This window comes from Pseudomonas kurunegalensis (assembly GCF_030291635.1).
Lineage (GTDB): Bacteria > Pseudomonadota > Gammaproteobacteria > Pseudomonadales > Pseudomonadaceae > Aquipseudomonas > Aquipseudomonas monteilii.
The window spans coordinates 1,165,412-1,192,034 of record NZ_CP127871.1; the positions used below are offsets into that span (position 1 = coordinate 1,165,412).

General features: G+C 60.8%; 25 protein-coding genes. 12 read left to right on the forward strand and 13 right to left on the reverse strand.

Features of this window, described 5'->3' with window-relative positions:
• Nucleotides 1-20: 20 nt before the first annotated feature.
• Nucleotides 21-2,876 carry an aminomethyl-transferring glycine dehydrogenase gene (gcvP, locus tag QQ992_RS05200; RefSeq protein WP_286112473.1) on the reverse strand — a complete coding sequence of 952 codons (2,856 nt, stop codon included), beginning with the start codon at nt 2,874-2,876 and terminating at the stop codon, nt 21-23.
• An 11-nt stretch (nt 2,877-2,887) separates the two neighbouring features.
• Nucleotides 2,888-3,271, reverse strand: coding sequence for a glycine cleavage system protein GcvH (gene gcvH / locus QQ992_RS05205; protein ID WP_016713109.1), 384 nt, complete (start codon nt 3,269-3,271; stop codon nt 2,888-2,890).
• A 435-nt stretch (nt 3,272-3,706) separates the two neighbouring features.
• Here gcvH and QQ992_RS05210 point away from each other — a divergent pair, with 435 nt between their 5' ends.
• The 11 genes from QQ992_RS05210 to QQ992_RS05260 all read left to right on the forward strand — a co-directional run bounded on the left by QQ992_RS05210 (nt 3,707) and on the right by QQ992_RS05260 (nt 11,314).
• Nucleotides 3,707-4,783 carry a helix-turn-helix domain-containing protein gene (locus QQ992_RS05210; protein WP_286112474.1) on the forward strand — a complete coding sequence of 359 codons (1,077 nt, stop codon included), beginning with the start codon at nt 3,707-3,709 and terminating at the stop codon, nt 4,781-4,783.
• Nucleotides 4,784-4,970: 187 nt separating this feature from the next.
• Nucleotides 4,971-5,468 (forward strand): DUF2589 domain-containing protein, encoded by a 498-nt coding sequence (locus tag QQ992_RS05215; RefSeq protein WP_286112475.1) that lies wholly within the window; start codon nt 4,971-4,973, stop codon nt 5,466-5,468.
• Between the two features lie 17 nt (nt 5,469-5,485).
• Nucleotides 5,486-6,097, forward strand: coding sequence for a DUF2589 domain-containing protein (locus QQ992_RS05220; protein ID WP_286112476.1), 612 nt, complete (start codon nt 5,486-5,488; stop codon nt 6,095-6,097).
• A gap of 72 nt (nt 6,098-6,169) precedes the next feature.
• A complete protein-coding gene (locus tag QQ992_RS05225; RefSeq protein WP_286112478.1) occupies nt 6,170-6,445 on the forward strand; it encodes a hypothetical protein in 276 nt (91 codons plus the stop codon).
• Nucleotides 6,442-6,744: a hypothetical protein gene (locus QQ992_RS05230; protein ID WP_286112480.1), complete on the forward strand. Its 303-nt coding sequence runs from the start codon at nt 6,442-6,444 to the stop codon at nt 6,742-6,744. Before QQ992_RS05225 ends, QQ992_RS05230 begins: the two co-directional genes overlap by 4 nt.
• Nucleotides 6,728-6,967, forward strand: a complete 240-nt coding sequence (locus QQ992_RS05235) for a hypothetical protein (protein WP_286112481.1) — start codon at nt 6,728-6,730, stop codon at nt 6,965-6,967. The genes QQ992_RS05230 and QQ992_RS05235 overlap by 17 nt, the downstream gene beginning before the upstream one ends.
• A gap of 26 nt (nt 6,968-6,993) precedes the next feature.
• A complete protein-coding gene (locus QQ992_RS05240) occupies nt 6,994-7,398 on the forward strand; it encodes a hypothetical protein (RefSeq protein ID WP_286112483.1) in 405 nt (134 codons plus the stop codon).
• A gap of 101 nt (nt 7,399-7,499) precedes the next feature.
• A complete protein-coding gene (locus tag QQ992_RS05245; protein WP_286112484.1) occupies nt 7,500-8,282 on the forward strand; it encodes a glycoside hydrolase family 19 protein in 783 nt (260 codons plus the stop codon).
• 126 nt (nt 8,283-8,408) lie between these two features.
• Nucleotides 8,409-8,828: a hypothetical protein gene (locus tag QQ992_RS05250; RefSeq protein ID WP_286112485.1), complete on the forward strand. Its 420-nt coding sequence runs from the start codon at nt 8,409-8,411 to the stop codon at nt 8,826-8,828.
• Between the two features lie 497 nt (nt 8,829-9,325).
• On the forward strand, nt 9,326-10,741 hold the full coding sequence (locus QQ992_RS05255; protein WP_286112486.1) for an NAD(P)/FAD-dependent oxidoreductase: 1,416 nt from the start codon (nt 9,326-9,328) through the stop codon (nt 10,739-10,741).
• Nucleotides 10,742-10,819: 78 nt separating this feature from the next.
• Nucleotides 10,820-11,314, forward strand: coding sequence for a RidA family protein (locus QQ992_RS05260; RefSeq protein ID WP_060497447.1), 495 nt, complete (start codon nt 10,820-10,822; stop codon nt 11,312-11,314).
• Between the two features lie 53 nt (nt 11,315-11,367).
• Here the strand turns inward: QQ992_RS05260 and gltS are convergent, their stop codons facing one another.
• The 7 genes from gltS to arcD (QQ992_RS05295) all read right to left on the reverse strand — a co-directional run bounded on the left by gltS (nt 11,368) and on the right by arcD (QQ992_RS05295) (nt 19,665).
• A complete protein-coding gene (gltS, locus tag QQ992_RS05265) occupies nt 11,368-12,570 on the reverse strand; it encodes a sodium/glutamate symporter (protein ID WP_198750486.1) in 1,203 nt (400 codons plus the stop codon).
• Nucleotides 12,571-12,697: 127 nt separating this feature from the next.
• The gene (gene gcsR, locus QQ992_RS05270) at nt 12,698-14,206 is read right to left on the reverse strand and encodes a transcriptional regulator GcsR (protein WP_286112487.1); all 1,509 of its coding nucleotides are present in this window, start codon (nt 14,204-14,206) and stop codon (nt 12,698-12,700) included.
• A 188-nt stretch (nt 14,207-14,394) separates the two neighbouring features.
• Nucleotides 14,395-14,763: a DUF5064 family protein gene (locus tag QQ992_RS05275; protein ID WP_105946908.1), complete on the reverse strand. Its 369-nt coding sequence runs from the start codon at nt 14,761-14,763 to the stop codon at nt 14,395-14,397.
• A 56-nt stretch (nt 14,764-14,819) separates the two neighbouring features.
• A complete protein-coding gene (gene arcC, locus QQ992_RS05280) occupies nt 14,820-15,749 on the reverse strand; it encodes a carbamate kinase (RefSeq protein ID WP_016713103.1) in 930 nt (309 codons plus the stop codon).
• A gap of 121 nt (nt 15,750-15,870) precedes the next feature.
• Nucleotides 15,871-16,881: an ornithine carbamoyltransferase gene (locus QQ992_RS05285; protein WP_286112489.1), complete on the reverse strand. Its 1,011-nt coding sequence runs from the start codon at nt 16,879-16,881 to the stop codon at nt 15,871-15,873.
• A 69-nt stretch (nt 16,882-16,950) separates the two neighbouring features.
• A complete protein-coding gene (arcA, locus tag QQ992_RS05290; RefSeq protein WP_286112490.1) occupies nt 16,951-18,204 on the reverse strand; it encodes an arginine deiminase in 1,254 nt (417 codons plus the stop codon).
• A gap of 33 nt (nt 18,205-18,237) precedes the next feature.
• A complete protein-coding gene (gene arcD, locus QQ992_RS05295; protein ID WP_105946906.1) occupies nt 18,238-19,665 on the reverse strand; it encodes an arginine-ornithine antiporter in 1,428 nt (475 codons plus the stop codon).
• Nucleotides 19,666-20,100: 435 nt separating this feature from the next.
• Here arcD (QQ992_RS05295) and arcD (QQ992_RS05300) point away from each other — a divergent pair, with 435 nt between their 5' ends.
• A complete protein-coding gene (gene arcD, locus QQ992_RS05300; protein WP_286112491.1) occupies nt 20,101-21,528 on the forward strand; it encodes an arginine-ornithine antiporter in 1,428 nt (475 codons plus the stop codon).
• Here the strand turns inward: arcD (QQ992_RS05300) and QQ992_RS05305 are convergent.
• From QQ992_RS05305 to QQ992_RS05320, 4 genes are all read right to left on the reverse strand, one after another.
• On the reverse strand, nt 21,508-21,921 hold the full coding sequence (locus QQ992_RS05305) for a YbaN family protein (RefSeq protein WP_105946904.1): 414 nt from the start codon (nt 21,919-21,921) through the stop codon (nt 21,508-21,510). The two genes, arcD (QQ992_RS05300) and QQ992_RS05305, sit on opposite strands and share 21 nt — an antisense overlap.
• Nucleotides 21,922-21,975: 54 nt before the next feature.
• Nucleotides 21,976-22,569, reverse strand: coding sequence for a biliverdin-producing heme oxygenase (locus tag QQ992_RS05310; RefSeq protein ID WP_105946903.1), 594 nt, complete (start codon nt 22,567-22,569; stop codon nt 21,976-21,978).
• 347 nt (nt 22,570-22,916) lie between these two features.
• Nucleotides 22,917-25,493: a TonB-dependent receptor gene (locus QQ992_RS05315; protein ID WP_286112493.1), complete on the reverse strand. Its 2,577-nt coding sequence runs from the start codon at nt 25,491-25,493 to the stop codon at nt 22,917-22,919.
• A 126-nt stretch (nt 25,494-25,619) separates the two neighbouring features.
• Nucleotides 25,620-26,582, reverse strand: coding sequence for a FecR family protein (locus tag QQ992_RS05320; RefSeq protein ID WP_286112494.1), 963 nt, complete (start codon nt 26,580-26,582; stop codon nt 25,620-25,622).
• Nucleotides 26,583-26,623: the final 41 nt, after the last annotated feature.

Genomic DNA, 26,623 nt, shown 5'->3' on the forward strand with positions numbered 1-26,623 from the left:
GGGAGCGGGCCCGAAAGCTATCAGGCGTCCTGATAGCTCTCGATCGACGGGCAAGCGCACACCAGGTTGCGGTCGCCAAACACGTTGTCGACCCGGCCCACCGGCGGCCAGTACTTGGCTTCCACCAGGCTTGGCAGCGGGTAAACCGCCTGCTCGCGGCTGTAGCCGTGGGCCCATTCGCCAACCAGCTCGGCCGCGGTGTGCGGGGCGTTTTTCAGCGGGTTGTCGTCCTTGTCCAGGCTACCGTTTTCGACCGCACGGATTTCTTCGCGGATCTGGATCATCGCGTTGCAGAAGCGGTCCAGTTCTTCCTTGGACTCGCTTTCGGTCGGCTCGATCATCAGCGTGCCCGCCACCGGGAAGGACATGGTCGGGGCGTGGAAGCCAAAGTCGATCAGGCGCTTGGCCACGTCATCGACGCTGATGCCGCTGGTGTCCTTCAGCGGGCGCAGGTCGAGGATGCACTCGTGGGCCACCAGGCCATTGCCGCCGGTATACAGAACAGGATAGTGCTCTTCCAGGCGGCGGGCGATGTAGTTGGCGTTGAGAATTGCCATCTGCGAGGCACGCTTGAGGCCGGCACCGCCCATCATGCGGATGTACATCCAGGTGATCGGCAGGATGCTGGCGCTGCCGAACGGCGCGGCGCATACGGCCCCTTCGGTGTTTTCAAGCTGCGCGTGGCCAGGCAGGAACGGCGCCAGGTGCGACTTGACGCCAATCGGGCCAACGCCCGGGCCGCCACCGCCGTGCGGAATGCAGAAGGTCTTGTGCAGGTTCAGGTGAGACACGTCGCCGCCGAACTTGCCCGGGGCGCACAGGCCGACCATGGCGTTCATGTTGGCGCCGTCGATGTACACCTGGCCACCGTTGTCGTGGATGATCGCGCAGATTTCGCCGATCGCTTCCTCGAACACGCCGTGGGTCGACGGGTAGGTGATCATGATCGCCGCCAGGCGCTCGCGGTGCTCGATGGCCTTGGCGCGCAGGTCTTCTACGTCGACGTTGCCGCGGGCGTCACAAGCGGTAACCACCACGCGCATGCCGGCCATGTGGGCGGTCGCAGGGTTGGTGCCGTGGGCCGACGACGGGATCAGGCAGATGTCGCGGTGGCTTTCGCCACGGCTGCGGTGGTAGGCACGGATGGCCAGCAGGCCTGCGTACTCGCCTTGGGAACCTGCGTTGGGCTGCAGCGATACGGCGTCATAGCCAGTGGCGGCGCACAGCATGGCTTCCAGCTCGGTGGTCATCTGCAGGTAGCCCTGGCTCTGCTCGGCCGGGGCGAACGGGTGCAGGTTGCCGAACTCGGCCCAGGTGACCGGGATCATCTCGCTGGCAGCGTTCAGTTTCATGGTGCACGAGCCCAGCGGAATCATGCTGCGGTCCAGCGCCAGGTCCTTGTCGGCCAGGCGGCGCAGGTAGCGCATCAGCTCGGTTTCGCTGTGGTAGCGGTTGAACACCGGGTGCTCGAGGATCGCCGACTGGCGCAGCAGGGCGGTAGGCAGCAGCGAACCGGTGCTGGCGGCCAGCGCGGCGAAGTCTGGTTGAGCCTGGTCGCCAGCGAACAATTGCCACAGCGACTCGACGTCAGCCTGGCTGCTGGTTTCGTCCAGCGACAGGCCCAGGTGGGTGGCGTCGATCTGGCGCAGGTTGATGCCTTGGGCGCGGGCCTTGTCATGCAGGCTGGCGGTTGCAGTGCCGGTGGCCAGAGTCAGGGTGTCGAAGGCGCTGGTGCCCACTACCTGCACGCCCAACGCTTTCAGGCCGGCGGCCAGGATCGCGGTCAGGGCGTGGGTGCGCTCGGCAATGCGCTTGAGGCCGGCCGGGCCGTGGTACACGGCGAACATGCTGGCAATGTTGGCCAGCAGCACCTGGGCGGTGCAGATGTTGCTGGTGGCCTTTTCGCGGCGGATATGCTGCTCGCGGGTTTGCATGGCCAGGCGCAGGGCGGTCTTGCCGAAGCGGTCGATCGATACGCCGACCAGGCGGCCCGGCATGTCGCGCTTGAAGGCGTCGCGGGTGGCGAAGTAAGCCGCGTGCGGGCCACCAAAGCCCAGTGGCACGCCGAAGCGCTGAGCGCTGCCGATGGCCACGTCGGCATCGAACTCGCCCGGCGGGGTCAGCAGGGTCAGGGCCAGCAGGTCGGCGGCCACGGCAACCAAGGCGTTGGCGGCGTGGAAGCGCTGTACCACGTCACGGTAGTCGAACACGTCACCGTTGCTGGCAGGGTATTGCAGCAGGGCGCCGAAGAAGGCGCTGACATCGCCCAGTTCGCGCTCATCGCCGATCACGACCTCGATACCCAGCGGCTCGGCACGGGTGCGCAGCACGTCGAGGGTTTGCGGGTGGCAGTGCACGGAGGCGAAGAAGGCGTGGCTGGCCTTGTTCTTCGACAGGCGTTTGCAGAACGTCATGGCCTCGGCCGCCGCAGTGGCTTCGTCGAGCAGGGAGGCGTTGGCGATCGGCAGGCCGGTGAGGTCGCTGATCAGGGTCTGGAAGTTCAGCAGCGCTTCCAGGCGGCCTTGGGAAATTTCTGGCTGGTATGGGGTGTAGGCGGTGTACCAGGCCGGGTTTTCCAGCAGGTTGCGCAGGATCGGTGCCGGGGTGTGGGTGTTGTAGTAGCCCTGGCCGATGTAGCTCTTGAACAGTTGGTTCTTGCCGGCGATGGCCTTGAGTGCGGCCAGTGCATCGGCTTCGCTCTGGCCGTCGTGCGAACCGAGCACGCTGGTGCCCTTGATGCTATCGGGGATGACCGCAGCGGTCATGGCTTCCAGCGAGTCGAAGCCCAGAGCGGCGAGCATGGCCTGCTCGTCAGCGGCGCGCGGGCCGATGTGGCGGGCGATGAACTCGTTGGCGGTGCCGAGGTTGATGGTCATGGCGGGGGTCCTCAGGCGTCGTCGTTGGCTTTGAGCAGGCGGTCGTAGGCGTCCTGGTCGAGCAGGGCGGTTACGGCGCTGGCGTCGGCAGGGATGAAGCGGAAGAACCAGCCTTCGCCCATCGGGTCTTCGTTGACCAGTTCCGGGCTGTCTTCGAGCTGGCCGTTGACCTCGACCACTTCACCGGTCAGGGGCATATAGACACCGCTGGCGGCTTTTACCGACTCGACGGTGGACGCTTCGCTGCCTTTCTCATACGGCTGCAACTCTGGCAGTTGCACGAAAACCACATCGCCAAGGGCGTTCTGGGCGTAGGCGGTGATGCCCACGGTGACGCTGCCATCGGCTTCGACGCGCAGCCATTCGTGATCTTCAGTGAAACGCAACTCGCTCATGGGGAATCCTCGGGAAGCAGGGCGTTGGGCGCGGTGGCTCCGCGCTCTTGGGGTTGCTTTCCCTTAGCAATAATGCGGCCAATCAAAGAAAATCCTTTAAAAACAATGCTTTATTGATTTTTGCGGGATGGCTGCTTGTTTGTTTGGAACGAAAACGCTACAGAAGGTTGTGCATGAAAAAGGGTTTGGGGATCAAACCCTTGCGCAGCCTCAGTCGAATGCCTATGTATCGATATCGTTACGATGTATTTATATCGATACACGTCTGCCTGCGGCGGCCTCATTGCCGGCAATCTGCTGTGAAACCTAAGTGTCGGCCAGGCGGAAACGATGTAATTTGGATGTTATCTGTGGAAACACAATGCCAAATTAGTGGCATGTTGCCTTTCCTCCTTCTAAGAGATTTACCGACTCAACTAAGGAAGGGTCGGTACGATGGAGTTTTATTCTGCTAAGGGTTTTAGCGCCAACGAAGGACAGGATGATGCAGCGATTTCGAGTTTCCACAGTGCAACGTTGCGTACTTCCAGTCATCAAGGCTTTGCGGTTTGGCGGCAAACTATCGAGGTTCTGTTTGACGCCACTGCTGTTGATCGCAACGACTTTTCGGCTTCATTAGCTGTTTACCATTTCAATCGTTTTCTGTTTTGCAAGGGAGACGTGGGCGGCGCCCGCTACTGTCGCGACGGTGTCCGTTTGAAATGGTGTGACCTGGATCATTACCTGCTTCACCTTCCGTTGCACAAAGGGCTGGTTTGCGGCAATGGCTTAAGGGTGCGCCCACGGGATGTGGTGGTGCTTGATCTGTCTCAACCGGCGGGCTTTTCCATGGCGGCGGGCGAGGGCATCAGCCTGTTGATTCCGCGCACAGCACTGCCCCCCCTGTTGTACGACATGGGCCAACTGCATGGGTTGGTGTTGCGCCGGGAGAGCGCATCCGGCGTGCTGTTGGCGCAACTGTTTTCATCACTGGAGCTTGCGGTGCCCAGGCTTTCGAGGGGTGAGGCCTTCAGGCTAACCCTGCCCATACTGGGCATGGTTGCCGCCTGTCTGGGCCAGGTAGCGGCCCATGCAGCGGCTGCGTCACGCACTGGGCCTGTCGACCTTGGCCGCAGAGTACGGCTTTACATCGAACAAAATCTGCAGCGTGAAGACCTTTCGCCCGGTGTGCTTGCCAAGGAACTGGGTGTTTCACGCAGTCAACTTTATCGAGCGTTTGAAAAATTTGGCGGTGTGCGCCAATACCTTCTTCGCCGTCGCTTGCGCCGCTGCTTGTTCGCACTTTGCGACCCGGCCAACGCCGTCCGGCGAATAGCGGACCTTGCCTACGATCATGGGTTTGCCGATGAGGCACACTTCAGTCGCCTCTTTCGCCAAGCTTTCGGCTTATCGCCGCGGGCCACGAAAGCCGCACTACAGCGTGGGGAACTGTCGGGTTTTTCACACGTGACATCGAAAGCGGGTGGTGCGCCAGCGCTGGCGGATTGGGTGCGGGAATTGACCAGCAGTTAACCCTTCAGTGGTCGTTTACAGCCATTGCCGCCTTTTGGGACGGACATCCAGGTTTTTGAGACGCTGGCCCACAGACTTTGCCCTGGGCATGGGCATAACCTCGACTCGTCAATCAACCCATCAATACGTGGCGTTGCCAGGTGCAGCATCTTGCATTGGCACTGACATCTGACAAGGAGCGTTTCGTGTGGCGAACCAATCTCTGCACCTGCTAATCCAGAGTATCGCCGGGGCCGTCGCTGAAGCACAGGACAAGATCCAACGCTTCCAGGTCTCCACGGTGCGCCAGTATTTCGATGAGGATAATCGGCCAGTCAGTGTCGAGGTCCGGTTGCCCTCTACTTCCCCTGATGCAATGGAAGGGGAGGAGCGCGTGGTGTGCGTGCCGCTGCTTTCCCTTGTAGGTTCGCGGTTGCTCGCTGTAAAGGACATGGAAATATCCTTCGAAGTTGGCCTCAACGCTGATGAAAGTGGTGCATCGCTTGCGGTGCAAGGTGTGCAGCCCGACGCAGGCAGTGACAACTCCCCATGGCCGACTGAATCCAACAAGCCTTTGAGCGTCGACCTCGACGCTCGCCGTACTGGGGAAGGCGGGCCTCTTGCGCGCGTCACCCTCAGAGTCGAAACCCAACCCTCGTCTGAGGGAATGGCTCGGCTGCTTCAAAACCTGGACAAATTGATCTGAGTACAAGGAGATGACTTATGGCTAACTTCTCGATGGGTGACCAATTCCGTGGCCTTCCCATGGGCGATCTGATCGGTGGCCCGCTGACCGCCGCTTGCGATGCCCAAGTGCGCTTGGCCAATGCCACTGCGGACTTCATCAAGGTTGTCGGCTTTTTGCCGCCTGCTACCGACGACGACCCCAACGCGGTTGGTGGTGTGCGAACCGTGATGTTCCGTTTCGATCGGCCTTCACAAACCAACCCAGGTACGGGCGGAGTAAGCCCGATGGAAACGGTTGAACTGGAAGTACCGCTTCTGGCCGTGGTCAAGGTGCCGAACCTGTCCATCAACAAAGTCGACATCAGCTTTGACATGGAAGTGAAAAGCTCTGAGCAATCCCGCGAGTCCAGCGACTCCCAGGCTGCGATGTCGGCTGAGGCGAAGGTGGGATGGGGGCCGTTCAGCGCCAAGGTGAACATCTCGGGCTCGGTGTCTTCCCACAAGGAAAACACGCGATCAAGCGACCAGTCGGCCAAGTATCACGTCGAGGTACATGCCGCTGACGATGGCATGCCCGAAGGGCTGGCCCGGGTGCTCGACCTGATCGCTCAGTCCGTTGCGCCAAAGGCGATCACCCAGGCGGCGTAAGCCAGCCTCGCTAGCAGCTACAGGGGATTAACCCAGTGCTGGTTGTCAGGCTTTTCTGGAAAGGAGACCAGGATGTTCGACCTAACGGATGTGGGATATGTAAAGCGCATTGTGGTTGGCAGTACCGATCCGGAAAAGCTGACTTCCGAAGCAGTGGTGCAGGCGCAAGCTGCACTGCTTAATCGTTGCCTGACCGACACCCCCAAGGGTCGGATTGTCGGCATCGAAAAGAATTTCACGTTGCTCAACATTGGTGAGCATCAAGTTGTGTTGCAAGCGTTGATCTATCACCTGGGCTTTGCGCGTAAGCCCTATTGGCTGCCTGATGACGAAGGACAGCAGTCATGACCCGATTGGATGAGTTCGTCCGGGCGTTGGGCAATGAACTGCATAAAGCGCAGGAGGCCGCCAACCGGCTGTGGCCTGGTACGTACGTAGCAGGTATGGAGGTGGTCCTGGCCGCCACCGTGGAGCCGCTTGCATCCGGGGCGCTGGCACTGCGGATCGGCGGTGTAGCAAGGGCAGCGGCGACCGTTCACGTTCTGTGTGTCGAGGTCCCTGGCAATGGTGCCGAGGTCATCAGTGTTCGCTTGGACGGCAGTCTGCTTGGGCATTACAGAGGCCATGGTGATGAAGAAGCACACTGATCGCTCGATGTTGTTGACCCTGACGGAGCAGGAGGGGAAGACGTTGCGAGACATCATCAAGCCAGAAAATGAAGGGCCAGAACGCATGCTGTTATCAAGGCGGGTGTTTTATGGTTTGAGCGCTGTTCTATTTTTCGCTCTGGTGGTACTCGGGATGGCCAGGCTCGATGTGGCGATGGCCATTATCGAGCTGGCGAACCGCTTTCTGACGCTGTGGCTCTAGACGATTATTGGACAAGGACAGTCAAAATGAAAAATTGCGTGTCGCTGTTTGCCTGCATGTTGTTGACGGTAACCCTTTTGCCGGCTGTGGCCGATGAAAGTTTCGAGGGGACCATCCTCGACAAAAATAGGGATATCCGGGTCAAACTATCACTCCCTGACGCCACGCCGTCGAACAAACCGGGCTCGATTCGTTTCGAGGGGAGCTGGGTCTGCTCCCTCACGACCAAGTTTGTCAAGGTGCAGGCTACAAAGGAGGCGAAAGTCGTTATCTATTCGCTGCAGGGACCGCCAAAAGGGCGTTGCATCTCACTGATGGATGGTTCTTTGCGCAGAAGCAACGGGCGCGATGGCAGCGTCATCCTTGAATTGTTCAGGCCCAACGACGTGAACCCCCTCTACACCATAGACCTCGATCCTCCGGGCAATTAACGACAAGCCCGCTTCCTGAGCTAAATCCTCTGAATGAACTGATGCAGGGCACCTTTTCGGGCGTCTGACGGGATGCGTGTACCTGCTGCAAGGAGCAAACCATGTGCATCAGCAATACAGTTGGTGACGGCGGCAAGAATCTGCCAGCAGATGTACGCAGCCTTCAGTTTGTACTCAAGCTCAACAGTGGCAAACACGGCGAAGCCTGCGGCCTTGCCACCGATGGGTTGTGGGGTAGCGCTTCTCGCGGGGCCTTGAAGCACTTTCAGCAGGGTGCGGGGGTTGTACCGCGAGCGCTGGTGGCACCCGGCGACCAGACCATGGTGGCGTTGCGCAGAGGGTTGCCACCAGGGCTTACGGTGGAAAAGATGCGCATCATCATGACCACTGCCAGCGCTTCGCGGGTTGCCGAATTCTACCAGCCGATACTCGATGTACTCGCACGCTACGCGATCGATACACCACTGCGTATTGCGCATTTCCTGGCGCAGATCGCCCACGAAAGCGGGTGCCTCCTTTACACCGAGGAGCTCGCTTCAGGCGCCGCCTACGAATGGCGTACTGCCCTTGGCAACACACAAAAAGGTGACGGCGCAAGGTTCAAGGGTAGAGGCCTGATTCAACTTACAGGCCGCGCCAACTATCGCCAGTATGGGCTTGCCTGCCACCGGGACTTCGAGAGCCGTGATGCGCCCGAGCTGGTGAGTACCGACCGAGGTCTGGCCGTAGACGTCGCAGGTTGGTTCTGGAAGAAAAACAACCTGAATGATTTGGCCGATGCCGACAACGTGGAAAAGGTCACGCGAAAAATCAATGGTGGTGTCAACGGCCTTATCGAGCGTACTGCGTACCTGGAGCGGGCAAAGTGGTTACTGGTGAATTGATCATGGTTATACGTTTTTCCTGCGTAATGAGCCGCAGGAGGGCGCGGCGGTGCCAGTCCCGTCAGCGGACAATAACGTGAAAGCAACTTCCCTCAATATTCGCAACCTCATGCAAGGAGCAATACGATGAGTACAACCCTGCTTTGCTGGTGCCGTGATGACAGCCAGGTGACCGAAGCTGCGCGTAACTTTCCCGCCGACTATCGCTACAGCGGTTGCCGCCGCGCCGCTCTGCCGCAGACACTCGGGCGCCTGCGCAACGGCGACGTCCTGGTCATCACCGCGCACGGCTCCCCTCAGGCGTTCGGTGAAGAAGACGTGAACTTGACCGACTTCACTCCGCGCCAGTTCGCTGATGTGCTGCTGGCCAACCCTCCGGGCGGATGGAGCGGTAGCCTTTACTTTGACATTTGTAACGGTTACGCCTTTGCACAGAACGTTCTGCCATTAATTCGCGTCGAGCTTCCAGAGTTACGCTTGTTCGGTTGCGAAGGCGATACCGATATGGCTGTCGACCTGAGTCGCCATCGCGAGGCTACAGCGTGAGTCGGTCTCCTCTCGGAGCTGTCTGGCGTTCCTGAGCCTGCAACGGCAATGCCCATCCAACATCAATGTTGATGCGCATGTCGCCGCATCCTGCAAAGCAGCGTCTTTGCAGGATGCGACAATCTTAATCGGTAGTCCTTGCGTACAGTTATTCTCGGTCTTCTTGACTGTTCGGGCTGGCGTGAAGCGTTGTTTTTACTGAATCCAGGTACTGATGTTTCTGCAGGTGCCAAGTCTAACTTTCTGCTTCCGAATAATCCGTGTCGCCATATTAACTATTTGTGTCTCCTGGTCGATAGTTTTCAAATGGCTGAACTAAGTATTTGCCCTCAGCGATTTTTCTGGCAGCGGGGCGTCACCAGAATGGCCACCCTTTAAATTAAACCGTCAGTTGGGCGCTAAGACCGCAGCGTTGGCCAAGGCGGCTGTCGGCCAAGCATGTGCCTTGCTGCCAGGGCTCATGCAACCAGCACCGAATATCAGGAAGGGAAAGTGTCATGGGAATGACGAGGCGTAAATTTTTGATTGGCGGCGGCGTCGTGGCGATCGCAGGTGGAGCAGGGGTTCTGACCCCGTTGTTGACCCGGGAAGGCCGATTGATTCCCGGCAAACCGCGGTTTGGTTATGTCGCAGGCACCGAGGGGGCGCTTCCCAAGCAGTCAGACGTAGTGGTTGTTGGCGCTGGTATTCTGGGGCTCATGACCGCAATCAACCTTGTCGAGTGCGGCCTCTCGGTCGTTGTCGTTGAAAAAGGTGAAATTGCCGGCGAACAGTCTTGCAGGTTCTATGGCCAGGTCATGACCTACAAGATGCCTGATGCGACATTCCAGTTGCACCATCTTGCCAAGCAACGTTGGCGAGAGATGAATGCCAAAGTGGGGGCGGATACAAGTTACCGCACACAAGGTCGGGTCGAAGTACCTTTCGATGAAGAAGACCTGGAAGGCGTCAGAAAGTGGATCGATGTCAAAACTCGGGAAGTCGGCGCGGACATTCCTTTCAAGACGCGAATCATTCAAGGCAGTGAACTTGAACAGCGCCTGCGCGGTGCATCCTCACGCTGGACGGTCGCAGGTTTCGAGGAAGACTCCGGTAGCCTGGATGCCGAGCGTGCATCGTTCGTCATGGCCGAGTATGCCAAGAAAGTGGGGGTGCGGATCTACACCCACTGCGCCGCCAGGGGCCTGGAAACCCACGCAGGCGCCATCTCCGACGTGGTGACGGAAAAGGGCGCCATCAGGGCGTCTCGCGTGATCGTGGCGGGCGGTGCATGGTCCCGGTTGTTCATGCAGAACCTGGGCGTCGATGTGCCTACCTTGCCCGCCTACCAGTCCCAGCAAATCATCAGCGCGGCACCCCGTGCACCCGGGGGCAACGTTGCACTGCCGGGGAATATCTACTTCCGCGAGCAGGCTGACGGCACATACGCCACCTCGCCACGCGTCGTGGTTGCCCCGGTGGTCAAAGAGTCGTTCATGTATGGCTATAAGTACCTGCCACTGCTGGCCATCCCCGACTTCCCGGTGCACATCTCACTCAACAAGCAACTGATCGATTCGTTCATTCAGCCAACGCACTGGAAGCTGGACGAGGTTTCGCCGTTCGAGAAAAACCGGCTGATGACCGCAGCGCCGGACCTGCCGGAACTGAATGCCTCACTGGAAAAACTCAAGGTCGAGTTCCCCGCGTTCAGCGATGCGAAGCTGATCGATCAGTGGAGCGGTGCCATGGCTATCGCACCCGACGAAAACCCCATCATTTCGCAGGTCAATGAATACCCGGGGCTGGTCCTCAACACCGCAACCGGTTGGGGGATGACCGAAAGCCCGGTGTCGTCCGAACTGTCGGCGGACTTGCTGCTTGGAAAGGCGCCGGTGCTGGACCCCAAACCCTTCAGCCTGTATCGGTTCTAAGCACACCAGGCGCAATGGAATGACCCGTGCGCGCAGCAACGATGCGTGCACATTTTTGGCAATCATCAGGAGAACAGTATGAAAGTGGCTTTAACGACCGCAGCAATGGCCGTGGCACTCGCGGGTGCCGGGAGCGTTCATGCACAAGAAATCGTGCGCCATGGCGCAGGGAGTTTCCCTATCTCGTCGGCTGTAGAGGTGCCTGCCGGGAAGACGGTTGTCTACCTGAGTGGTTCTGTCCCGTCGGTTATTCACCCTGACGCACCCAAGGGTTCGCTGGAAGCATACGGTGATACCAAGGCACAAACCATCAATGTGCTTGGAAACATCCAGCAGCAGCTGAAAGAACTGGGCCTTGGTCTTGCCGATGTGGTGAAGATGCAGGTGTTCCTGGTGGGCGGCCCGGAGAACGGCGGGAAAATGGACTTCGACGGTTTCATGGCCGGTTATACCCAATTCTTCGGGCCAGCCGCCAAGCAGCCAGTCCTTCCTGCACGCTCGGCGTTCCAGATTGCCGGCCTGGCCGACCCTGCCTGGCGTGTCGAGATCGAAGTGACTGCGGTTCGTCCCTGAACCCAGGCATGCACCGGTCCCGGGCTAACCATGCCCGGGACCGGCCGGTGGGTTTAGCCAGTGATAAATGGCAATGCCAGGTACAGTTTGATCACGATCACGTTGATGATGTCGATGAAGAACGCACCCACCATCGGCACCACCAGGAAGGCGATGTGCGAGGCGCCGTAACGTTGGGTCACCGCTTGCATGTTGGCAATCGCCGTGGGTGTTGCACCCAGGCCGAAGCCACAGTGCCCCGCCGCCAGCACCGCCGCATCATAGTTGCGGCCCATGACCCGGAATGTCACGAAGATCGCAAACAGTGCCATGACCAATGTCTGTGCAGCCAGCAGTATGAAGAACGGCAAGGCCAGTGCTGCCAGGTCCCACAGTTTGAGTGACATCAAGGCAATCGCCAGGAACAGCGACAGACTGACGTTGCCCAGTACCGAGACTTCCCGTTCGAAGACATGATAAAAACCGAACGCCGAAAGGCCGTTGCGCAGCAATACGCCCACGAACAGTACGCAAACGAATGTCGGCAGTTCGAATGCCGTACCTTTCAACAGGCTGTTAAGTAATGTGCCGGCCAGTAAGCTGACGGCAATAAGTGCTAAGGTTTCGATAAAAGAAAACGATGTAATCAACCGCTCTTTGTTCGGCTGCTCAAAGCCCTTGGGTAACTGCGGCACTTCTTCTTCCACACCCGGTGTTTTGACACGCTTGATCAGCAACCGGGCGACCGGGCCACCAATCAAACCGCCCAACACCAGGCCGAACGTGGCAGAGGCCAGTGCAAGTTCCGAGGCCGAAGCCAACCCAAACTTTTCAGTGAAGGTCGCGCTCCAGGCAGCGCCAGTGCCGTGGCCACCCGACAAGGTGATCGAACCGGCCAGCAGGCCCATCAGTGGGTCGAGCCCCAATGCTGTTGCCAGCCCGATACCCATGGCGTTCTGAACCAGCAGCAAGCCCGTCACCACCAGCAGGAACACGCCAACCACGCGTCCGCCCTTCTTCAGGCTGGCAAAGTCTGCACTCAAACCGATGGTGGCGAAGAATGCCAGCATCAACGGTGCTTGCAACGAGGTATCAAACTGGACTTGTACATCGAAACTGCGCAATGCCAAGAGTGACAGCGCAACGACCAAACCACCTGCAACAGGCTCTGGAATATTGTAAGCGCGCAGAAAGCCAATACGTGCGACCAGACCGCGCCCCAGTAACAGTACCAAGGAGGCGGCTACAAGCGTCCCGTAAAAATCGAGTTCAAACATCAGGGTACTCTTCGCTCAGGGTGACATGCAAAATTACAATGTCACCATTCTACGGCGAGCACTCCAGTCAATTGCGGCTGAGCGGCTAGGAAAAATCTGAATCAACGGTAAGTTTTGACGAAAAGTGTCAGGGTTTCCCGGGTATTCCATATTTACGCAGTCGCTGGGCAATAGCGGTATGCGAAGTTTGCAAACGCCCGGCCAACTGCCGCGTCGACGGATAGCTGGCATACAACCGCTGCAACAGCTCACGCTCGAAGTCACCCACGGCCTGCTCCAGGCTGGCGACGTCGCCATCCAGCCCACGCGCCACCGAAGTACCGGCGATGTCCAGGTCGCCGATGTCCACCAGGTTGCCCTCACAGATAGCCGCTGCGCGGAAAATCACGTTCTGCAGTTGGCGTACATTGCCCGGCCAAGGGTTGGCCAGCAGCGCCGAATGGGTGGCTGGCGTCAATCGGCAGGGCGGGCGCTGGATCTGCGTGCAGGCTTGCTGCATGAAGAAGTGCGCCAGCATCAGGATATCCTGGCCCCGGTCGCGCAGTGGCGGTACCTGCAGGTTGAGCACGTTCAGGCGGTAGAACAGGTCTTCGCGGAAGCTGCCGTCGGCAACCATGCGTTCCAGGTCGCGGTGGGTGGCGCTGATGATGCGCACATCCACCTTCACTTCGCGGTCACCGCCCACCCGGCGGAAGCTGCCGTCACTGAGAAAGCGCAGCAGTTTGGCCTGCAGGTAAGGCGACATTTCGCCAATTTCATCGAGGAACACCGTGCCCTGGTTGGCCAGCTCCATCAGCCCGGGCTTGCCGCCCCGTTGCGCGCCGGTGAAGGCGCCAGGGGCGTAACCGAACAGCTCGCTTTCGGCCAGGCTCTCGGGCAGCGCGGCACAGTTAAGGGCCAGGAACGGTGCTGCGTGGCGGCTGCTGATGGCATGGCAGGCGCGGGCTACCAGTTCTTTGCCGGTACCGGTTTCGCCATGCACCAGCAATGGCGCATCGAGCGCCGCCACGCGCAGGGCGCGGGCCTTGAGGGTGCGGATGGCCGGTGACTCGCCGAGCAGGGCATCGAAACCTTCGGCGTGGTCGTGGTGCAAGGCTGACAGGCGTTCACCCATGCGTGAAGGTGGGTACAGCGTCAGCAGGCCGCCGGCATTGGTGATCGGCATGGCGTCCAGCAGCAGGCTCTGGCCGTTGAGCTGCATCTCGCGCATGGGCAGGTGGAAGTTGTTGTCCAGCAGGGCTTGCAGCAGCGCCGGGTCGCCAAACAGTTCGCCCACCGAGCGCCCGGCGGATTCGCGGCCACACAGTTCGATCAGTGCCGGGTTGGCCAGCAGCACCAGCCCTGCGCTGTCCACCGCCAGCACCGGGTCGCTCATGGCGGCCAGCAGGGCATCCAGTTGCAGGTGGCGGCGTTGGCCAGGGAGGATGTCGACCACGTCCACCGATTGCACGCCATGCACCTCGAAGAGCGCGTCGTGCAGTTCTTCAAGCACGGCGGGGCTTAGGGTGGGGGCGTCGATGTAGACGTTCGGCGGGACCATCTCCACGGCGTCCAGGTTGAGGTTGCGGGCACCGAGCAGGGCGAGGACTTCCTGGGTGATGCCGACGCGGTCGATGAAGCTGACGTGGATGCGCATGGGGAGGCGAAAGGTGGTGGCCGGGGAGGGCGGTAGTATGCCTTAACATCGCCGGGGCCGCTGTGCGGCCCTTTCGCGACACAAGGCCGCTCCTACAGGCTGCGCGCCGGTTTCAGGCTTCGCGCGGTATCTGTAGGAGCGGCCTTGTGTCGCGAAAGGGCTGCAAAGCAGCCCCACAAATTCTGAAATCACTCGAGATGTTCAGGCTTGATCGGATCGCCCGATTTCACATCGAGCTTTTCGCGAATGTCGGCGAACATGTAGTCATAGAGCTTGTGCGGCGAACTCAGGGTCTCGAATTTCTTCGGCGGCGCCAGATACGACTGGGCCTTGCGGCTCAGTTGCATGAGAAAGCTGGGCAACACCTGGTCCTTGGCGAGGAAGAACTTTTCTTCCACCGTTTTGCCTTCGATGCTGCCATGCATGTGGAACTGAATGCCTCTGCCTTCCTTGGGATCAGACACTGCCTCGTACTCGATGTTCAGGTCGTAGCTGTGGTCTGCCGCGTTCAGCGCAGTGCGCTCGATGTGTACATGACCGGGGTGGTACTGGGCCATGGCTAACTCCTCTGGAAGGTCGAAAATGGCGGGCGCCAGGCGCCCGCCCACTGCATTCAACGGTAGCTGATCCCCGGCTTCGCGGTGGAGACCCGAGTGCCGGCAGTGCCTTTGACGATGTCTTCGATGTTTTCGAGCGAACTGATCACCGCCACTTTGCCGGTATTGCGGGCGAAGTCACTGGCAGCCTGCACCTTTGGCCCCATGGAGCCGGCAGCGAAGCCAAGCCGTTCGAGTTCGTCAGGGTGTGCCTGGGCGATGGCTTTTTGCGTAGGCTTGCCCCAGTCAATGTACGCCGCATCGACGTCAGTGGCGATTATCAGAAGGTCGGCATCCAGTTGCTCGGCCAGCAAAGCCGAGCACAGGTCCTTGTCGATCACCGCCTCGATGCCCTTGAGCTTGCGGTTTTCATCGTACATGGTGGGGATGCCACCACCGCCTGCGCAAATCACGATGCTGCTCTTTTCCAGCAGCCACTTGATCGGGCGGATTTCGAAGATGCGCTTGGGTTTGGGGCTGGCCACCACGCGGCGGTACTTGTCGCCGTCGGCCTTCACCACCCAGCCCTTTTCCTTGGCCAGCCGTTCGGCTTCGTCCTTGCTGTAGACCGGGCCGATGAACTTGGTGGGGTCTTTGAAGGCGGGGTCATTGGCGTCCACTTCCACCTGGGTCAGCAGGGTGGCGAATGGCACTTCGAAGGCCAGCAGGTTGCCCAGTTCCTGCTCGATCATGTAGCCGATCATGCCCTCGGTTTCAGCGCCCAGCACGTCCAGCGGGTAGGCCTCGTCGGGTTTGTAGGACAGTGCCTGGAGTGACAGCAGGCCAACCTGCGGGCCGTTGCCGTGGGCAATGACCAGCTCGTTGCCAGGGTGGATCTTGGCGATCTGTTCGGTGGCGGTGCGGATATTGGCGCGCTGGTTCTCAGCGGTCATGGGCTCGCCGCGACGCAGCAGGGCGTTGCCGCCCAATGCAACAACGATACGCATGGGGAATGTCCTTGTTAGGGAAGCTACAAGCTACAAGCTGCAAGCTTCAAGAAGAGGCGGGTCCGCGTTATGGGCCGCTTTTTCTTGTGGCTTGGAGCTCGAAGCTTGCAGCTGTCAGCGTTTAGAGGTCAGCCAGGGTCGACACCAGGATCGCCTTGATCGTGTGCATGCGGTTTTCCGCCTGCTCGAAGGCGATGCAGGCCGGCGACTCGAACACGTCGTCAGTCACCTCGATGCCGTTGGCCAGGTCCGGGTACTGTTCGGCGATCTGCTTGCCCACCTTGGTATCAGAGTTGTGGAACGCCGGCAGGCAGTGCATGAACTTGGTCCGCGGGTTGCCAGTGGACTTCATCAGCTGCGCATTCACCTGATAAGGCTTGAGCTGCTTGATGCGCTCGCCCCACGCCTCGATCGGCTCGCCCATCGATACCCACACGTCGGTGTGCACGAAGTCCACGCCCTTGACTGCAGCTACCGGGTCTTCGGTGAGGGTGATGCGGGCACCGCTTTCCTCAGCGTATTTTTTGCAGCGCTCGACCAGGTCGTCATGTGGCCACAGTGCTTTGGGTGCGGCAATGCGCACGTCCATGCCGAGCTTGGCACCGATCAGCAGCAGTGAGTTGCCCATGTTGTTGCGGGCATCGCCCAGGTAGGCGTAGCTGATGTCGTGCAGCGGCTTGTCGCTGTGCTCACGCATGGTCAGCACGTCGGCGATCATTTGCGTCGGGTGATATTCGTCAGTCAGGCCGTTGAACACCGGCACGCCGGCAAACTTGGCCAGCTCTTCGACGATTTCCTGCTTGAAACCACGGTACTCGATGGCATCGTACATGCGCCCGAGCACGCGGGCGGTGTCTTTCATGCTCTCTTTGTGGCCAATCTGCGAGGAATTGGGGTCGATGTAGGTGACGTTGGCGCCCTGGTCATAGGCCGCCACTTCGAACGCGCAGCGGGTACGGGTGGAGGTTTTTTCGAAGATCAGGGCGATGTTGTTGCCCTTCAGGTGCTGCTGCTCGGTGCCGGTGTACTTGGCGCGCTTCAGGTCGCGGGACAGGTCCAGCAGGTAGCGCAACTCGCGCGTGGTGTGGTGTTCCAGGCTGAGCAGGTTGCGGTTGTGAATGTTGAACGCCATGACTTTTCTCCTTGAGTTTGGTGAACGCACCGGCCGCCGCTTTGTGAGGGCGGCCGGGGGTAATGGGCGTTAGTAATCGATAGGGTCGCGCACGATCGGGCAGGTCATGCAGTGGCCGCCGCCACGGCCCCGGCCCAGTTCGCCGGCGCTGATGGTGATGACCTCGATACCGGCCTTGCGCAGCAGGGTATTGGTGTAGGTGTTACGGTCGTAGCCGATGACCACACCCGGCTCGATGGCCACCACGTTGTTGCCGTCATCCCACTGTTCGCGCTCGGCGGCGAAGCTGTTGCCGCCGGTCTCGACCACGCGCAGCTTGACCCCCAGTTGCTCGCCCACCACTTCGATGAACGACTTGTTGATGCGGCGAACGTCCATGCCGTACGGCTTGCCTTCGTCCGGACGGATGATGAACGGCACGATCTCTTTCACCACTTCCGGGAAGATCGTGACCAGGTCGCGGTCGCAGAAGCTGAACACGGTGTCCAGGTGCATGGCGGCGCGGGACTTCGGCAGGCCGGCGACGATCACTTCCTTGACGGCGCCCTTGGCGAACAGGTTCTGTGCCAGCTGGCCGATGGCCTGGCGCGAGGTGCGCTCGCCCATGCCGATGAGCACGATGCCGTTGCCGATCGGCATCACGTCACCGCCTTCGAGGGTGGCATTGCCGTGGTCTTTGTCAGGGTCGCCGTACCACACCTGGAAGTCGGCGCCGGTGAACTCCTTGTGGAACTTGTAGATGGCAGTGGTCAGCAGGGTTTCCTGACGTCGCGCCGGCCAGTACATCGGGTTCAGCGTCACGCCACCGTAGATCCAGCAGGTGGTGTCGCGGGTGAACTGGGTGTTGGGCAGTGGCGGCAGGATGAAGCTGGAATGGCCCAGGTAGTCGTTGTACATCTTGACCACGTCGGCGCCTTCGCTCTGTGGCAGGTCCTGGCCCGCCACGCCACCGATCAGGAATTCGGCCAGGTGGCGAGGATCAAGGCCTTCGAGCCAGCTGCGCACTTCGTTGGTCAGGCCCACACCCACGGTGTCTGGGGTGATCTTGCGGTCGAGGATCCACTTCAGTGCTTCGGGTTGCTGGACGATGTCGGTCAGCAGGTTGTGCATTTCCAGCACATCTACGCCGCGCTCGCGCATCTTGGTGACGAAGTCGAAATGGTCACGCTTGGCCTGGTCGACCCAGATCACATCGTCGAACAGCAGTTCATCACAGTTGCTCGGCGTCAGGCGCTTGTGCGCCAGGCCCGGGGCGCAAACCATCACTTTGCGCAGTTTGCCGGCTTCGGAGTGGACACCGTACTTCTGTTTTTCAGCGGACATGGTTTCATTCCTCCAATTGAACGAAGACGTGGGTCAAAGGGTCAGGAAGCCGTCATACAGGCCAAAGGCTGCCACCAGGGCGCCGATGACCACGGCTGCGAAGATCAGTTTTTCCACGTTGGTGAAGACAGGTTGGCCTACCTCACGCTTGGCCTTGGCGAACAGGATGGCGCCAGGTGCGTAGAGCAGGGCCGAGAGCAGCAGGTATTTCACGCCGCCGGCGTACAGCAGCCAGATGGCGTACAACAGGGCGATACCGCCGATGATCAGGTCTTTCTTGCGTTCGGCCAGGGCCTGTTCGTAGGTTTCGCTGCGCAGTGCCAGCAAGAAGGCGTAGGCCGCCGACCACAGGTAAGGCACCAGGATCATCGAGGTGGCGAGGTAGATCAGCGACAGGTAGGTGCTGTTGGAGAACAGCGTGATCACCAGGAAGATCTGCACCATGGCGTTGGTCAGCCACAGGGCGTTGGCCGGCACCTGGTTGGCGTTTTCGCGGCGCAGGAACTCCGGCATGGTGTGGTCCTTGGCGGCGGCGAACATGATCTCGGCGCACAGCAGTACCCACGACAGCAGGGCCCCCAGCAGCGAGATGATCAGGCCGACGCTGATCAGCACAGCACCCCAGTGGCCGACGACATGTTCCAGCACGGCCGCCATCGACGGGTTCTGCAGCTTGGCCAGCTCTGGTTGGGTCATGATGCCCAGCGACAGCACGTTGACCAGCACCAGGAACAGCAACACGGTGACGAAGCCGATGACCGTGGCCTTGCCCACGTCAGAGCGTTTTTCCGCCCGGGACGAGAAGATGCTCGCACCCTCGATGCCGATGAACACCCACACGGTGACCAGCATCATGTTGCGCACCTGGTTCATCACGCTGCCAAGCTCTGGTGTGCCTACGGCCCAGATGTCGGCGGTGAAGATGTCGAGCCTGAAGGCGAACAGGCAGATCAGTGCGAACAGTACCAGCGGCACCACTTTGGCCACGGTGGTGACCAGGTTGATGAACGCTGCTTCCTTGATGCCGCGCAGCACCAGGAAGTGCACCGCCCACAACAGGATCGATGCGCCAATGATGGCGGCCGGCGTGTTGCCTTCACCGAAGATCGGGAAGAAGTACCCCAAGGTACTGAACAGCAACACGAAGTAGCCGACGTTGCCCAGCCAGGCACTGATCCAGTAGCCCCAGGCCGAGGAAAAGCCCATGTAGTCGCCGAAACCGGCCTTGGCGTAGGCATACACCCCGCCATCCAGGTCAGGCTTGCGGTTGGCCAGGGTCTGGAACACGAAGGCCAGGGTCAGCATGCCGACGGCGGTGATGCCCCAGCCAATCAACACCGCACCAACCCCTGCGCTGGCGGCCATGTTTTGCGGCAGCGAGAAGATCCCGCCGCCAATCATCGAACCGACGACAAGTGCAACTAACGCGCCGAGCTTTAGTTTTCCGGATGAATCAGACATTTAACAACTCCTGCCAGGAGAAAGTTGACATCAGCATAAATCTGACGCCTCTGCCGTAACCTGACTTGTGTCAGTTTAAGGCGACGCGAAGGTAGGAAATTTCCTTCACGGGTGCTCCTGGAGAGTGCCGACAGCTTAAGCTGCAGGCCTTGCGCGCTGGCACCTCCATGTCGTTCTAGAGCAAACGCTCTGTTCAGCCTGCGATGCTTGAAGCTAGCCGCTTTTGCCGCTTTCGCAAATTTTTCACAAGAATTTCGAGTTTTATCAGTTTCTTTTCTAGTTGCCGCGCAGCTGCTAGTTTTTACAGGAGAGGTGCATAGACAAAGCAGTTATTAGTGCTATAGCTTCAAGGCCATGCTTCATTATAAGTAACAGCATTTATATGGCCCGCAACGCTGTTTCAAATGCGTGACAGTGCAGGAAAAAGGGAGGCTCATGAGCGAACCGGGACAGAAGCTGCGCCTTGGCGCGCTGATCGCGCTGGTGGTCGGCTCGATGATTGGTGGCGGCATCTTTTCGCTGCCGCAGAACATGGCGGCGCGCGCCGATGTAGGGGCGGTTTTGATCGGCTGGGGCATCACGGCTGTCGGCATGCTGGCGCTGGCCTTCGTGTTCCAGACCCTGGCCAACCGCAAGCCGGAGCTCGATTCGGGGGTGTACGCCTACGCCAAGGCGGGCTTCGGTGAATACATGGGCTTCTCCTCGGCCTGGGGTTACTGGATCAGCGCCTGGCTGGGTAACGTCGGTTACTTCGTACTGCTGTTCAGCACCCTGGGCTTTTACTTTCCGGTGTTTGGCGAAGGCAACACGCCAATCGCCATCGGCTGTGCCTCGCTGCTGCTGTGGGCGGTGCATTTCCTGGTGCTGCGCGGCATCAAGGAGGCAGCGTTCATCAACCAGGTGACCACTGTGGCCAAGGTGGTGCCATTGCTGATGTTCGTGGTGATTGCCGCGTTTGCCTTCCGCGCCGATATCTTCACCCGGGATATCTGGGGCATGAGCAACCCGCAGTTCGGCAGCGTGCTGGAGCAGGTGCGCAACATGATGCTGGTGACCGTGTTCGTGTTCATCGGTATCGAGGGGGCCAGCGTGTATTCCGGGCGAGCCGAGCGCCGTTCGGACGTGGGTAAGGCTACGGTCATCGGTTTTCTCGGTGTGCTGGCGTTGCTGGTGCTGGTCAACGTGTTGTCGCTGGGGGTGATGACCCAGCCGGAACTGGCCGGGCTGCAGAACCCCTCACTGGCCTCGGTGCTGGAGCACATTGTCGGCCCTTGGGGTGCGTTGCTGATCAGCCTTGGGCTGGCGGTCTCTTTGCTCGGTGCCTTGCTGTCCTGGGCGCTGCTGTGCGCCGAGATTCTGTACGCCACGGCGCGGGACAAGACCATGCCACGCTTTCTGGCCAAGGAAAACGCCAACCATGTGCCGGCCAACGCGCTGTGGCTGACCAACTGCATGATCCAGGGCTTCCTGTTGATCACGCTGTTCTCGGCCGGTACCTACACCAGCCTGATCTACCTGGCGTCTTCGATGATCCTGGTGCCCTACCTGTGGTCGGCGGCTTATGCCGTGCTGCTGGCGGTGCGTGGGGAAACGTACGCCGCGCAACCGGGCCTGCGCCGCAAGGACCTGCTGGTGGCGTTGGTTGCCCTGCTGTATGCCGTTTGGCTGTTGTACGCGGGGGGGCTGAAGTACCTGCTACTTTCTGCGTTGTTGTACGCACCCGGTGTGATCCTGTTCGCCAGGGCCAAGCATGAGCAGGGGCAAACGTTGTTCACCACCTGGGAAAAGCTGATTTTCGCTGCCGTGCTTGTGGGCGCTGCGCTGGCGGCCTACGCCTTGTATTCAGGGCTGCTGAGCTTGTGACGGGGCAGGGCAGGCATGCTCCGGGCGCGACCAGATCCACAGGTTGCCCAGGGTCATGCCGGCGATGGCCAGGAACACCGGCCAGCGGTGTTCGAGAAAGGTCAGCATCAGGCCAGCACACAGCAGCATGCTGAGAGTCGCGCTTACCTTGGCCCGGCGCTGGATCACCTTGCCATTGCGCCAGTTGTAAAGGATTGGCCCGAACAACCGGTGGTTTTCCAGCCAGGCTGAAAGGCGCGGTGAGCTGCGCGTGGCAGCCCAGGCGGCCAGCAGGATGAACTCGGTGGTCGGCAAGCCGGGAATCACGATGGCGACCAGGCCCACGCCCAGGCTCACGTAAGCCAGTATTCCATACAGCAGGCGGGCGAGTTTGGAGCGGGCGGGTCGGGTCATGGTCTCACTGCATAAAACGGTGCGGCCACCGGAAGGGTGGCCGGCTACGGCGTATCAAACCAGCGCTGCATCTGCAGCATAGGCGTGCTTGAGCAGCTCGGTGAAGCGTTCGAAGGCGGCAACTGCGCCGCGTTCGGCAGCGGCTTCCTCTTCGGCCGACAATTCCAGGCCATCGAGGATGCGGGTGAACTGCTTCCAGCCTTCGGCACGGCCACCGGCCGGTTCGCCCAGGTGGCGGGCACCGAAGCTGTCGGACAGTTCCAGGGCCACGGCACGCTTGATCAGAAACGCAGCGCCCAGTTTGGAGCCTTCGGAGACGAAGATCCAGCCCATTGCCTCACCCAGGCTCGGTTTGCCCAGGGCACCCGGCACGGCTGCCGGTACTTCGGTGTCGAGGTCGGCGAGGTCCAGGCGGGCCTGATCGGCGCGGCAGCGCTCGGCCAGGTCGGGGACGATGGCGATCAGTTGCGGGTCGTTGTACAGGGCCTGCAATTCAGACTGGAACAGGTACTGGGCAACGACGAAGCGGGCAAAGCTTTCGCGGCTGTCGAAGGGCGCGTGGGATTTGACCAGGGCATCCAGTTCGGCGTGCGGGGCGTGGGTGATCTGGTTCAGGCGCTGGGAGCGCAGGGCTGGGCGTTCGGTCATGGGGGCAGTCCTTGGAAAAAGGGGCGTCTAGATACAAGACGAAACAGCGGGGGCGGGACAGTAAAAAAACTGGGTTTTTCTTGAGAGTTGCAGCGCCTGTGAGATCGAGCGCCGCCCGCGCGGCGCATCGCGAGCGAGCTCGCTCCTACATTTGTTTCGGGCCAGTAACGCCTGCGCCGACGCGCGCGACCGCCTTGTTGGTCCAACACGATACAGAGGTGGACGCCGAGGGGCCGAGCGCCACTGCCTCAGGTATAACTGGCCCGAAACAAATGTAGGAGCGAGCTCGCTCGCGATGCGCCGCGCGGGCGGCGCTCGATCTCACGGTCGATGCAAAACTAAAGGCATCAGATATCCCAAACCACATTGATACCGAAGTTGCGCCCCGGCATGGTCAGGCGGTCGATGTTGGCTGGCTGGGTCACAGCCGCTTCACCCTGGCCGTCGTAGCTGCGTACCGAATCCCACTGCCAGTATTTCTTGTCGGTCAGGTTGTACAGGCCGGCGTTGATGGTGACGTCGTCGGTTACCTTGTAGTAGCCGGTCAGGTCCAGTACGCCGTAGCCCGGTGTACGGAACTTCGAGGTCGAGCCGTCAGGCGAATAGAAGGTGCTGTCGTCGACGCGGGTCTTGCGCTTGACCAGTGTCCAGCTCAGCAGGCCACCGTAGTTCTGTTGCTCGTAACCCAGGCCAAACACGCCTTTCAGCGGGTTGACGCTGTTCAGCGGTTCTCCGGTGTCGTCGTTGCGGCCGTAGGTGTAGGCAATCGAGCCCTGGGTATACAGGCCTTGCGGCGCACCGAAGTGGTCGAGGTTCAGGCGGCCCTTGACCTCGGCACCCTTGATGGTGGCGTGCTTGATGTTGTTGGCCTGGAAGGTTTGTTCCAGGTTGGCGCTTTGCACGGCGTCTTCGTCGATGAAGTCGCGGTATTTGTTGTAGAACACCGCCACGTCGAAGTTGCCGGCGTCGAAGTTGCCACGCAGGCCGGTTTCGTAGCTTTTGCTCTTCTCCGGTTCGAGGTTCGGGTTGCCTTCTACACGGTAGCCTTGCTCGATGTTTTCGAAGCGACCGTACATGGCCTTGGCGGTCGGCGTGCGGAAGCCCTCGGCGTACTGGCCGTACCAGGTGTAGTTGTCGTTGAAGGCGTAGGTCAGGCCGAACTTGGGCGAGACGCGGTGCCACTTCTTGTCCGAATCGTCCTGGGATGTCGGGGCGGTACCGGTGGATGCCAGGCCACGCAGGAATTCTTCGGTGAACTTGGGCTCCATGCGCGTGTAGTCGTAGCGTGCGCCGGGCATGAAGGTCCAGTTGTTCCAGCGGATTTCGTCCTGCACGAACAGGCTGTAGGTGTTCACGGTCGGGTCCGGGAAGTCGCTGACCAGCGCCTGGCCGTCTGCCGGGCGGTCGGCGCCGATGGCGGTGCAACCGGAGCCAAGGGTCAGGCAGGTGCCGGTGCCACTGCGCGATCCGGTGACCTTCTCATGCTTGAGTGTGGTGCCGTAGGTCAGCAGGTGGTCGGTGGCGCCGATGCTGAAGGCCTTGTCGAGCTGGGCATCGAACAGCCACTGGCGGTCCTTGTAGGTGGTGTCGCGGGTACGCAGAACCTGGCGGCCAGGCGGTGCGTAGACTTCCTCGGTGTGCTGGTCGGTCTTGGCGATCTGGTAGTTCAGGCTCCATTTCACATGGTCGGCGACCAGCGAGTCCAGGCCGAATTCGTGATTGATGCCGAAACGCTCGCGGGTGATGGTGTCGTTGCCATTACGCGCCTTGTAGTAACCCATGCCGCCAAAACCGGGAATGAACGGCCCACCCACTGCGCTGAGGATGTTCTGGTCGCGGTCATCCTTGTAGCGCTCGTAGGTCACGCCCAGGCGTGCGTCGTCGGCGTAGTTCCAGCCCAGCTTGGCCAGCACGTTGGTGGTGCGGACGTCCATCGGGTTGGCTTCGGTGCGCGACAGGCCGTCACCGCTGTGGCTGCCGTGTGTTTCGGTCTCGTGGCCGTTGCGCTGGCTCAGGTGCAGCAGGCCATCGAAGTCGCCCTCGCGGCCGGCGACGGTGGCGGAGGTGAGCCAGCTTTCGTCGGCCGAGCTGTAGCCGGTCTTCAGGCGGGCGCCTACATCTTTGCCGGGCTTGATGATGTCGTCGGGGTCGAGGGTGAAGTAGCTCACCGCGCCGCCGATGGCGTTGCTGCCGTACAGGACCGAGGCCGGGCCACGCAGGATTTCCACGCGCTTGACGATTTCCGGGTCGACATAGTTACGCTGGGTCTGGGCGTAGGGGCCGTAGAAGAAGCTGTCGGGGATCGACACGCCGTCGACCTGGGTGAGGATGCGCTCGCCGTCGATACCGCGGATGTTGTAGCCGTTGAGGCCGCTGCGCTGGCCGGTACCGGCCACCGATACGCCCGGCTCGTAGCGCACCAGGTCCTGGATGTTGTTGACGTTCTGGCGGTCCAGTTGCTCGCGCGTCTGCACACTGACAGTGCTCGGCACCTGGCTGACATCCTGGGCGCTACGGGTGGCGCTGACGGTCACCTGCTGCAGGGCCACCACGTTGCCGCTGGCCTGGCGTTCAAGTACCACGTTGCCGTTGCTGATCTTGCGGAAACCCAGGCCAGTACCGTGTAGCAGGCGCTTGAGCGCTGCTTCTGGTGCCAGCGAGCCTTGTACACCCGGCGAAGCCACGCCATCGGCCAGTTCGGCGCTGAAGCCGACCTGCCAGCCGGTGACCTGGCTGAAGGCGTTGATGGCCGACACCAGCGGCTGCTGGCCGATGCTGAAGCGATAGTCACCCATGCGCGGGCTGCTGGCCTGGGCCGGTTCTGCGGCCATTGCAGGCAGGCTGCAGGCGCCGCTGGCAAGCAGGGCCAAGGTCAACAGGGACAGGCGGGGAAGGGTGGACGAGCGGGTAGGACCAGTGGACATCGGAAGCGCTCCCAGACGCGCGGGCTGTTATAGGTGATGGCTGTTCTCGTTTTCAAACAAGAATCAGTTGCATTGGCTATAACGAGACGGGCGGGGTAGCGCGATTGCGTAAAAATAATTTTCGGGTCAGTTCAGAATGACCAGCGCCGGGTACTCATGCAGCTGTGCCGAGGTGATGTGGGCCAGTGCGCGCAGGGTTTCCAGCGGCTGGTCGAGGCGGTAGTTGCCGGTGACGGCAACGTCTTCCAGCTGCGCATTGCGGTTGATGATCCAGCCGGGGTAGTAGCGCCGTACCTCGGCCAGCACTTGGCTCAACGGGCAGTTCTCGAACACCAGGCGGCCATCGACCCAGGCCAGGTCTTTTTGCATGTCGGGGCGCTGGCGTTGGCCAAAGCCCTGCGGGCCGACGCTGATGCTGTCACCGGCACTCAGGCGGATGCGCTGGTCGCGCGCGCCCTGCAGGTCGACATCGCCGCGTTGCACCCGCACTTGAGCCTCGCCGTCCAGGTAGCGCACGGCAAAGTCGGTGTCGCGCACCTGGGCACGCAACGGCCCGGCTTCTACCTCCAGCGGCAGCAGCGCATCCTCGGGTACCTGGAAGTAGGCCTCGCCTTGCAGCAGGCGGGCGACCTGGCGGCCGTCGCGGCGGTCGCTGGCAAAGGCCGAATTGGTGTTGAGCAGCACTTTTGCGCCGTCGTCCAGCTGCAGGCGCTGGCGCTCGCCCACCACGGTCAGGTGGTCAGCCTGCAGGCGCATGGGCAGGTTACCGACGGTGAACAGCCCGACCAGCAGCACAGCCGCAGTGGCCAGGGGTTTCCAGTGGCTGCGCAGGCGCCCGCGCCATGAGCGGCGCTGCTGCTGGTGCATCTGCGCGGCTGCATGGTGCAGTGGGGCACCGTTCCACAGCGCTTCTGCCTCGACATAGGCCTCGGCGTTTTCGGGAGCCGCGCTCAGCCAGGCTTCGAAAGCCTGGGTATCTGCGGCATCGGCACATTGCAGGCGCACCAGCCAGTCCAGCGCCTCGTCCATGGCACGAGCACGGGCGCTGGGCCCGGCGGGTGACGGGCGAGGGGCGGGGCTGTCGGTCACGGGAAATCCTTGAATGGTTTTTCGCGAATGATCAAGGCTAA

Excerpts from the sequence above, each read along its gene's own strand:
- gcvP (WP_286112473.1), bottom strand. The coding sequence starts at position 2,876 with ATGACCATCAACCTCGGCACCGCCAACGAGTTCATCGCCCGCCACATC.
- gcvH (WP_016713109.1), bottom strand. The coding sequence starts at position 3,271 with ATGAGCGAGTTGCGTTTCACTGAAGATCACGAATGGCTGCGCGTCGAA.
- QQ992_RS05210 (WP_286112474.1), top strand. The coding sequence starts at position 3,707 with ATGGAGTTTTATTCTGCTAAGGGTTTTAGCGCCAACGAAGGACAGGAT.
- QQ992_RS05220 (WP_286112476.1), top strand. The coding sequence starts at position 5,486 with ATGGCTAACTTCTCGATGGGTGACCAATTCCGTGGCCTTCCCATGGGC.
- QQ992_RS05225 (WP_286112478.1), top strand. The coding sequence starts at position 6,170 with ATGTTCGACCTAACGGATGTGGGATATGTAAAGCGCATTGTGGTTGGC.
- QQ992_RS05230 (WP_286112480.1), top strand. The coding sequence starts at position 6,442 with ATGACCCGATTGGATGAGTTCGTCCGGGCGTTGGGCAATGAACTGCAT.
- QQ992_RS05235 (WP_286112481.1), top strand. The coding sequence starts at position 6,728 with ATGAAGAAGCACACTGATCGCTCGATGTTGTTGACCCTGACGGAGCAG.
- QQ992_RS05240 (WP_286112483.1), top strand. The coding sequence starts at position 6,994 with ATGAAAAATTGCGTGTCGCTGTTTGCCTGCATGTTGTTGACGGTAACC.
- QQ992_RS05245 (WP_286112484.1), top strand. The coding sequence starts at position 7,500 with ATGTGCATCAGCAATACAGTTGGTGACGGCGGCAAGAATCTGCCAGCA.
- QQ992_RS05250 (WP_286112485.1), top strand. The coding sequence starts at position 8,409 with ATGAGTACAACCCTGCTTTGCTGGTGCCGTGATGACAGCCAGGTGACC.
- QQ992_RS05255 (WP_286112486.1), top strand. The coding sequence starts at position 9,326 with ATGGGAATGACGAGGCGTAAATTTTTGATTGGCGGCGGCGTCGTGGCG.
- QQ992_RS05260 (WP_060497447.1), top strand. The coding sequence starts at position 10,820 with ATGAAAGTGGCTTTAACGACCGCAGCAATGGCCGTGGCACTCGCGGGT.
- gltS (WP_198750486.1), bottom strand. The coding sequence starts at position 12,570 with ATGTTTGAACTCGATTTTTACGGGACGCTTGTAGCCGCCTCCTTGGTA.
- gcsR (WP_286112487.1), bottom strand. The coding sequence starts at position 14,206 with ATGCGCATCCACGTCAGCTTCATCGACCGCGTCGGCATCACCCAGGAA.
- QQ992_RS05275 (WP_105946908.1), bottom strand. The coding sequence starts at position 14,763 with ATGGCCCAGTACCACCCCGGTCATGTACACATCGAGCGCACTGCGCTG.
- arcC (WP_016713103.1), bottom strand. The coding sequence starts at position 15,749 with ATGCGTATCGTTGTTGCATTGGGCGGCAACGCCCTGCTGCGTCGCGGC.
- QQ992_RS05285 (WP_286112489.1), bottom strand. The coding sequence starts at position 16,881 with ATGGCGTTCAACATTCACAACCGCAACCTGCTCAGCCTGGAACACCAC.
- arcA (WP_286112490.1), bottom strand. The coding sequence starts at position 18,204 with ATGTCCGCTGAAAAACAGAAGTACGGTGTCCACTCCGAAGCCGGCAAA.
- arcD (WP_105946906.1), bottom strand. The coding sequence starts at position 19,665 with ATGTCTGATTCATCCGGAAAACTAAAGCTCGGCGCGTTAGTTGCACTT.
- arcD (WP_286112491.1), top strand. The coding sequence starts at position 20,101 with ATGAGCGAACCGGGACAGAAGCTGCGCCTTGGCGCGCTGATCGCGCTG.
- QQ992_RS05305 (WP_105946904.1), bottom strand. The coding sequence starts at position 21,921 with ATGACCCGACCCGCCCGCTCCAAACTCGCCCGCCTGCTGTATGGAATA.
- QQ992_RS05310 (WP_105946903.1), bottom strand. The coding sequence starts at position 22,569 with ATGACCGAACGCCCAGCCCTGCGCTCCCAGCGCCTGAACCAGATCACC.
- QQ992_RS05315 (WP_286112493.1), bottom strand. The coding sequence starts at position 25,493 with ATGTCCACTGGTCCTACCCGCTCGTCCACCCTTCCCCGCCTGTCCCTG.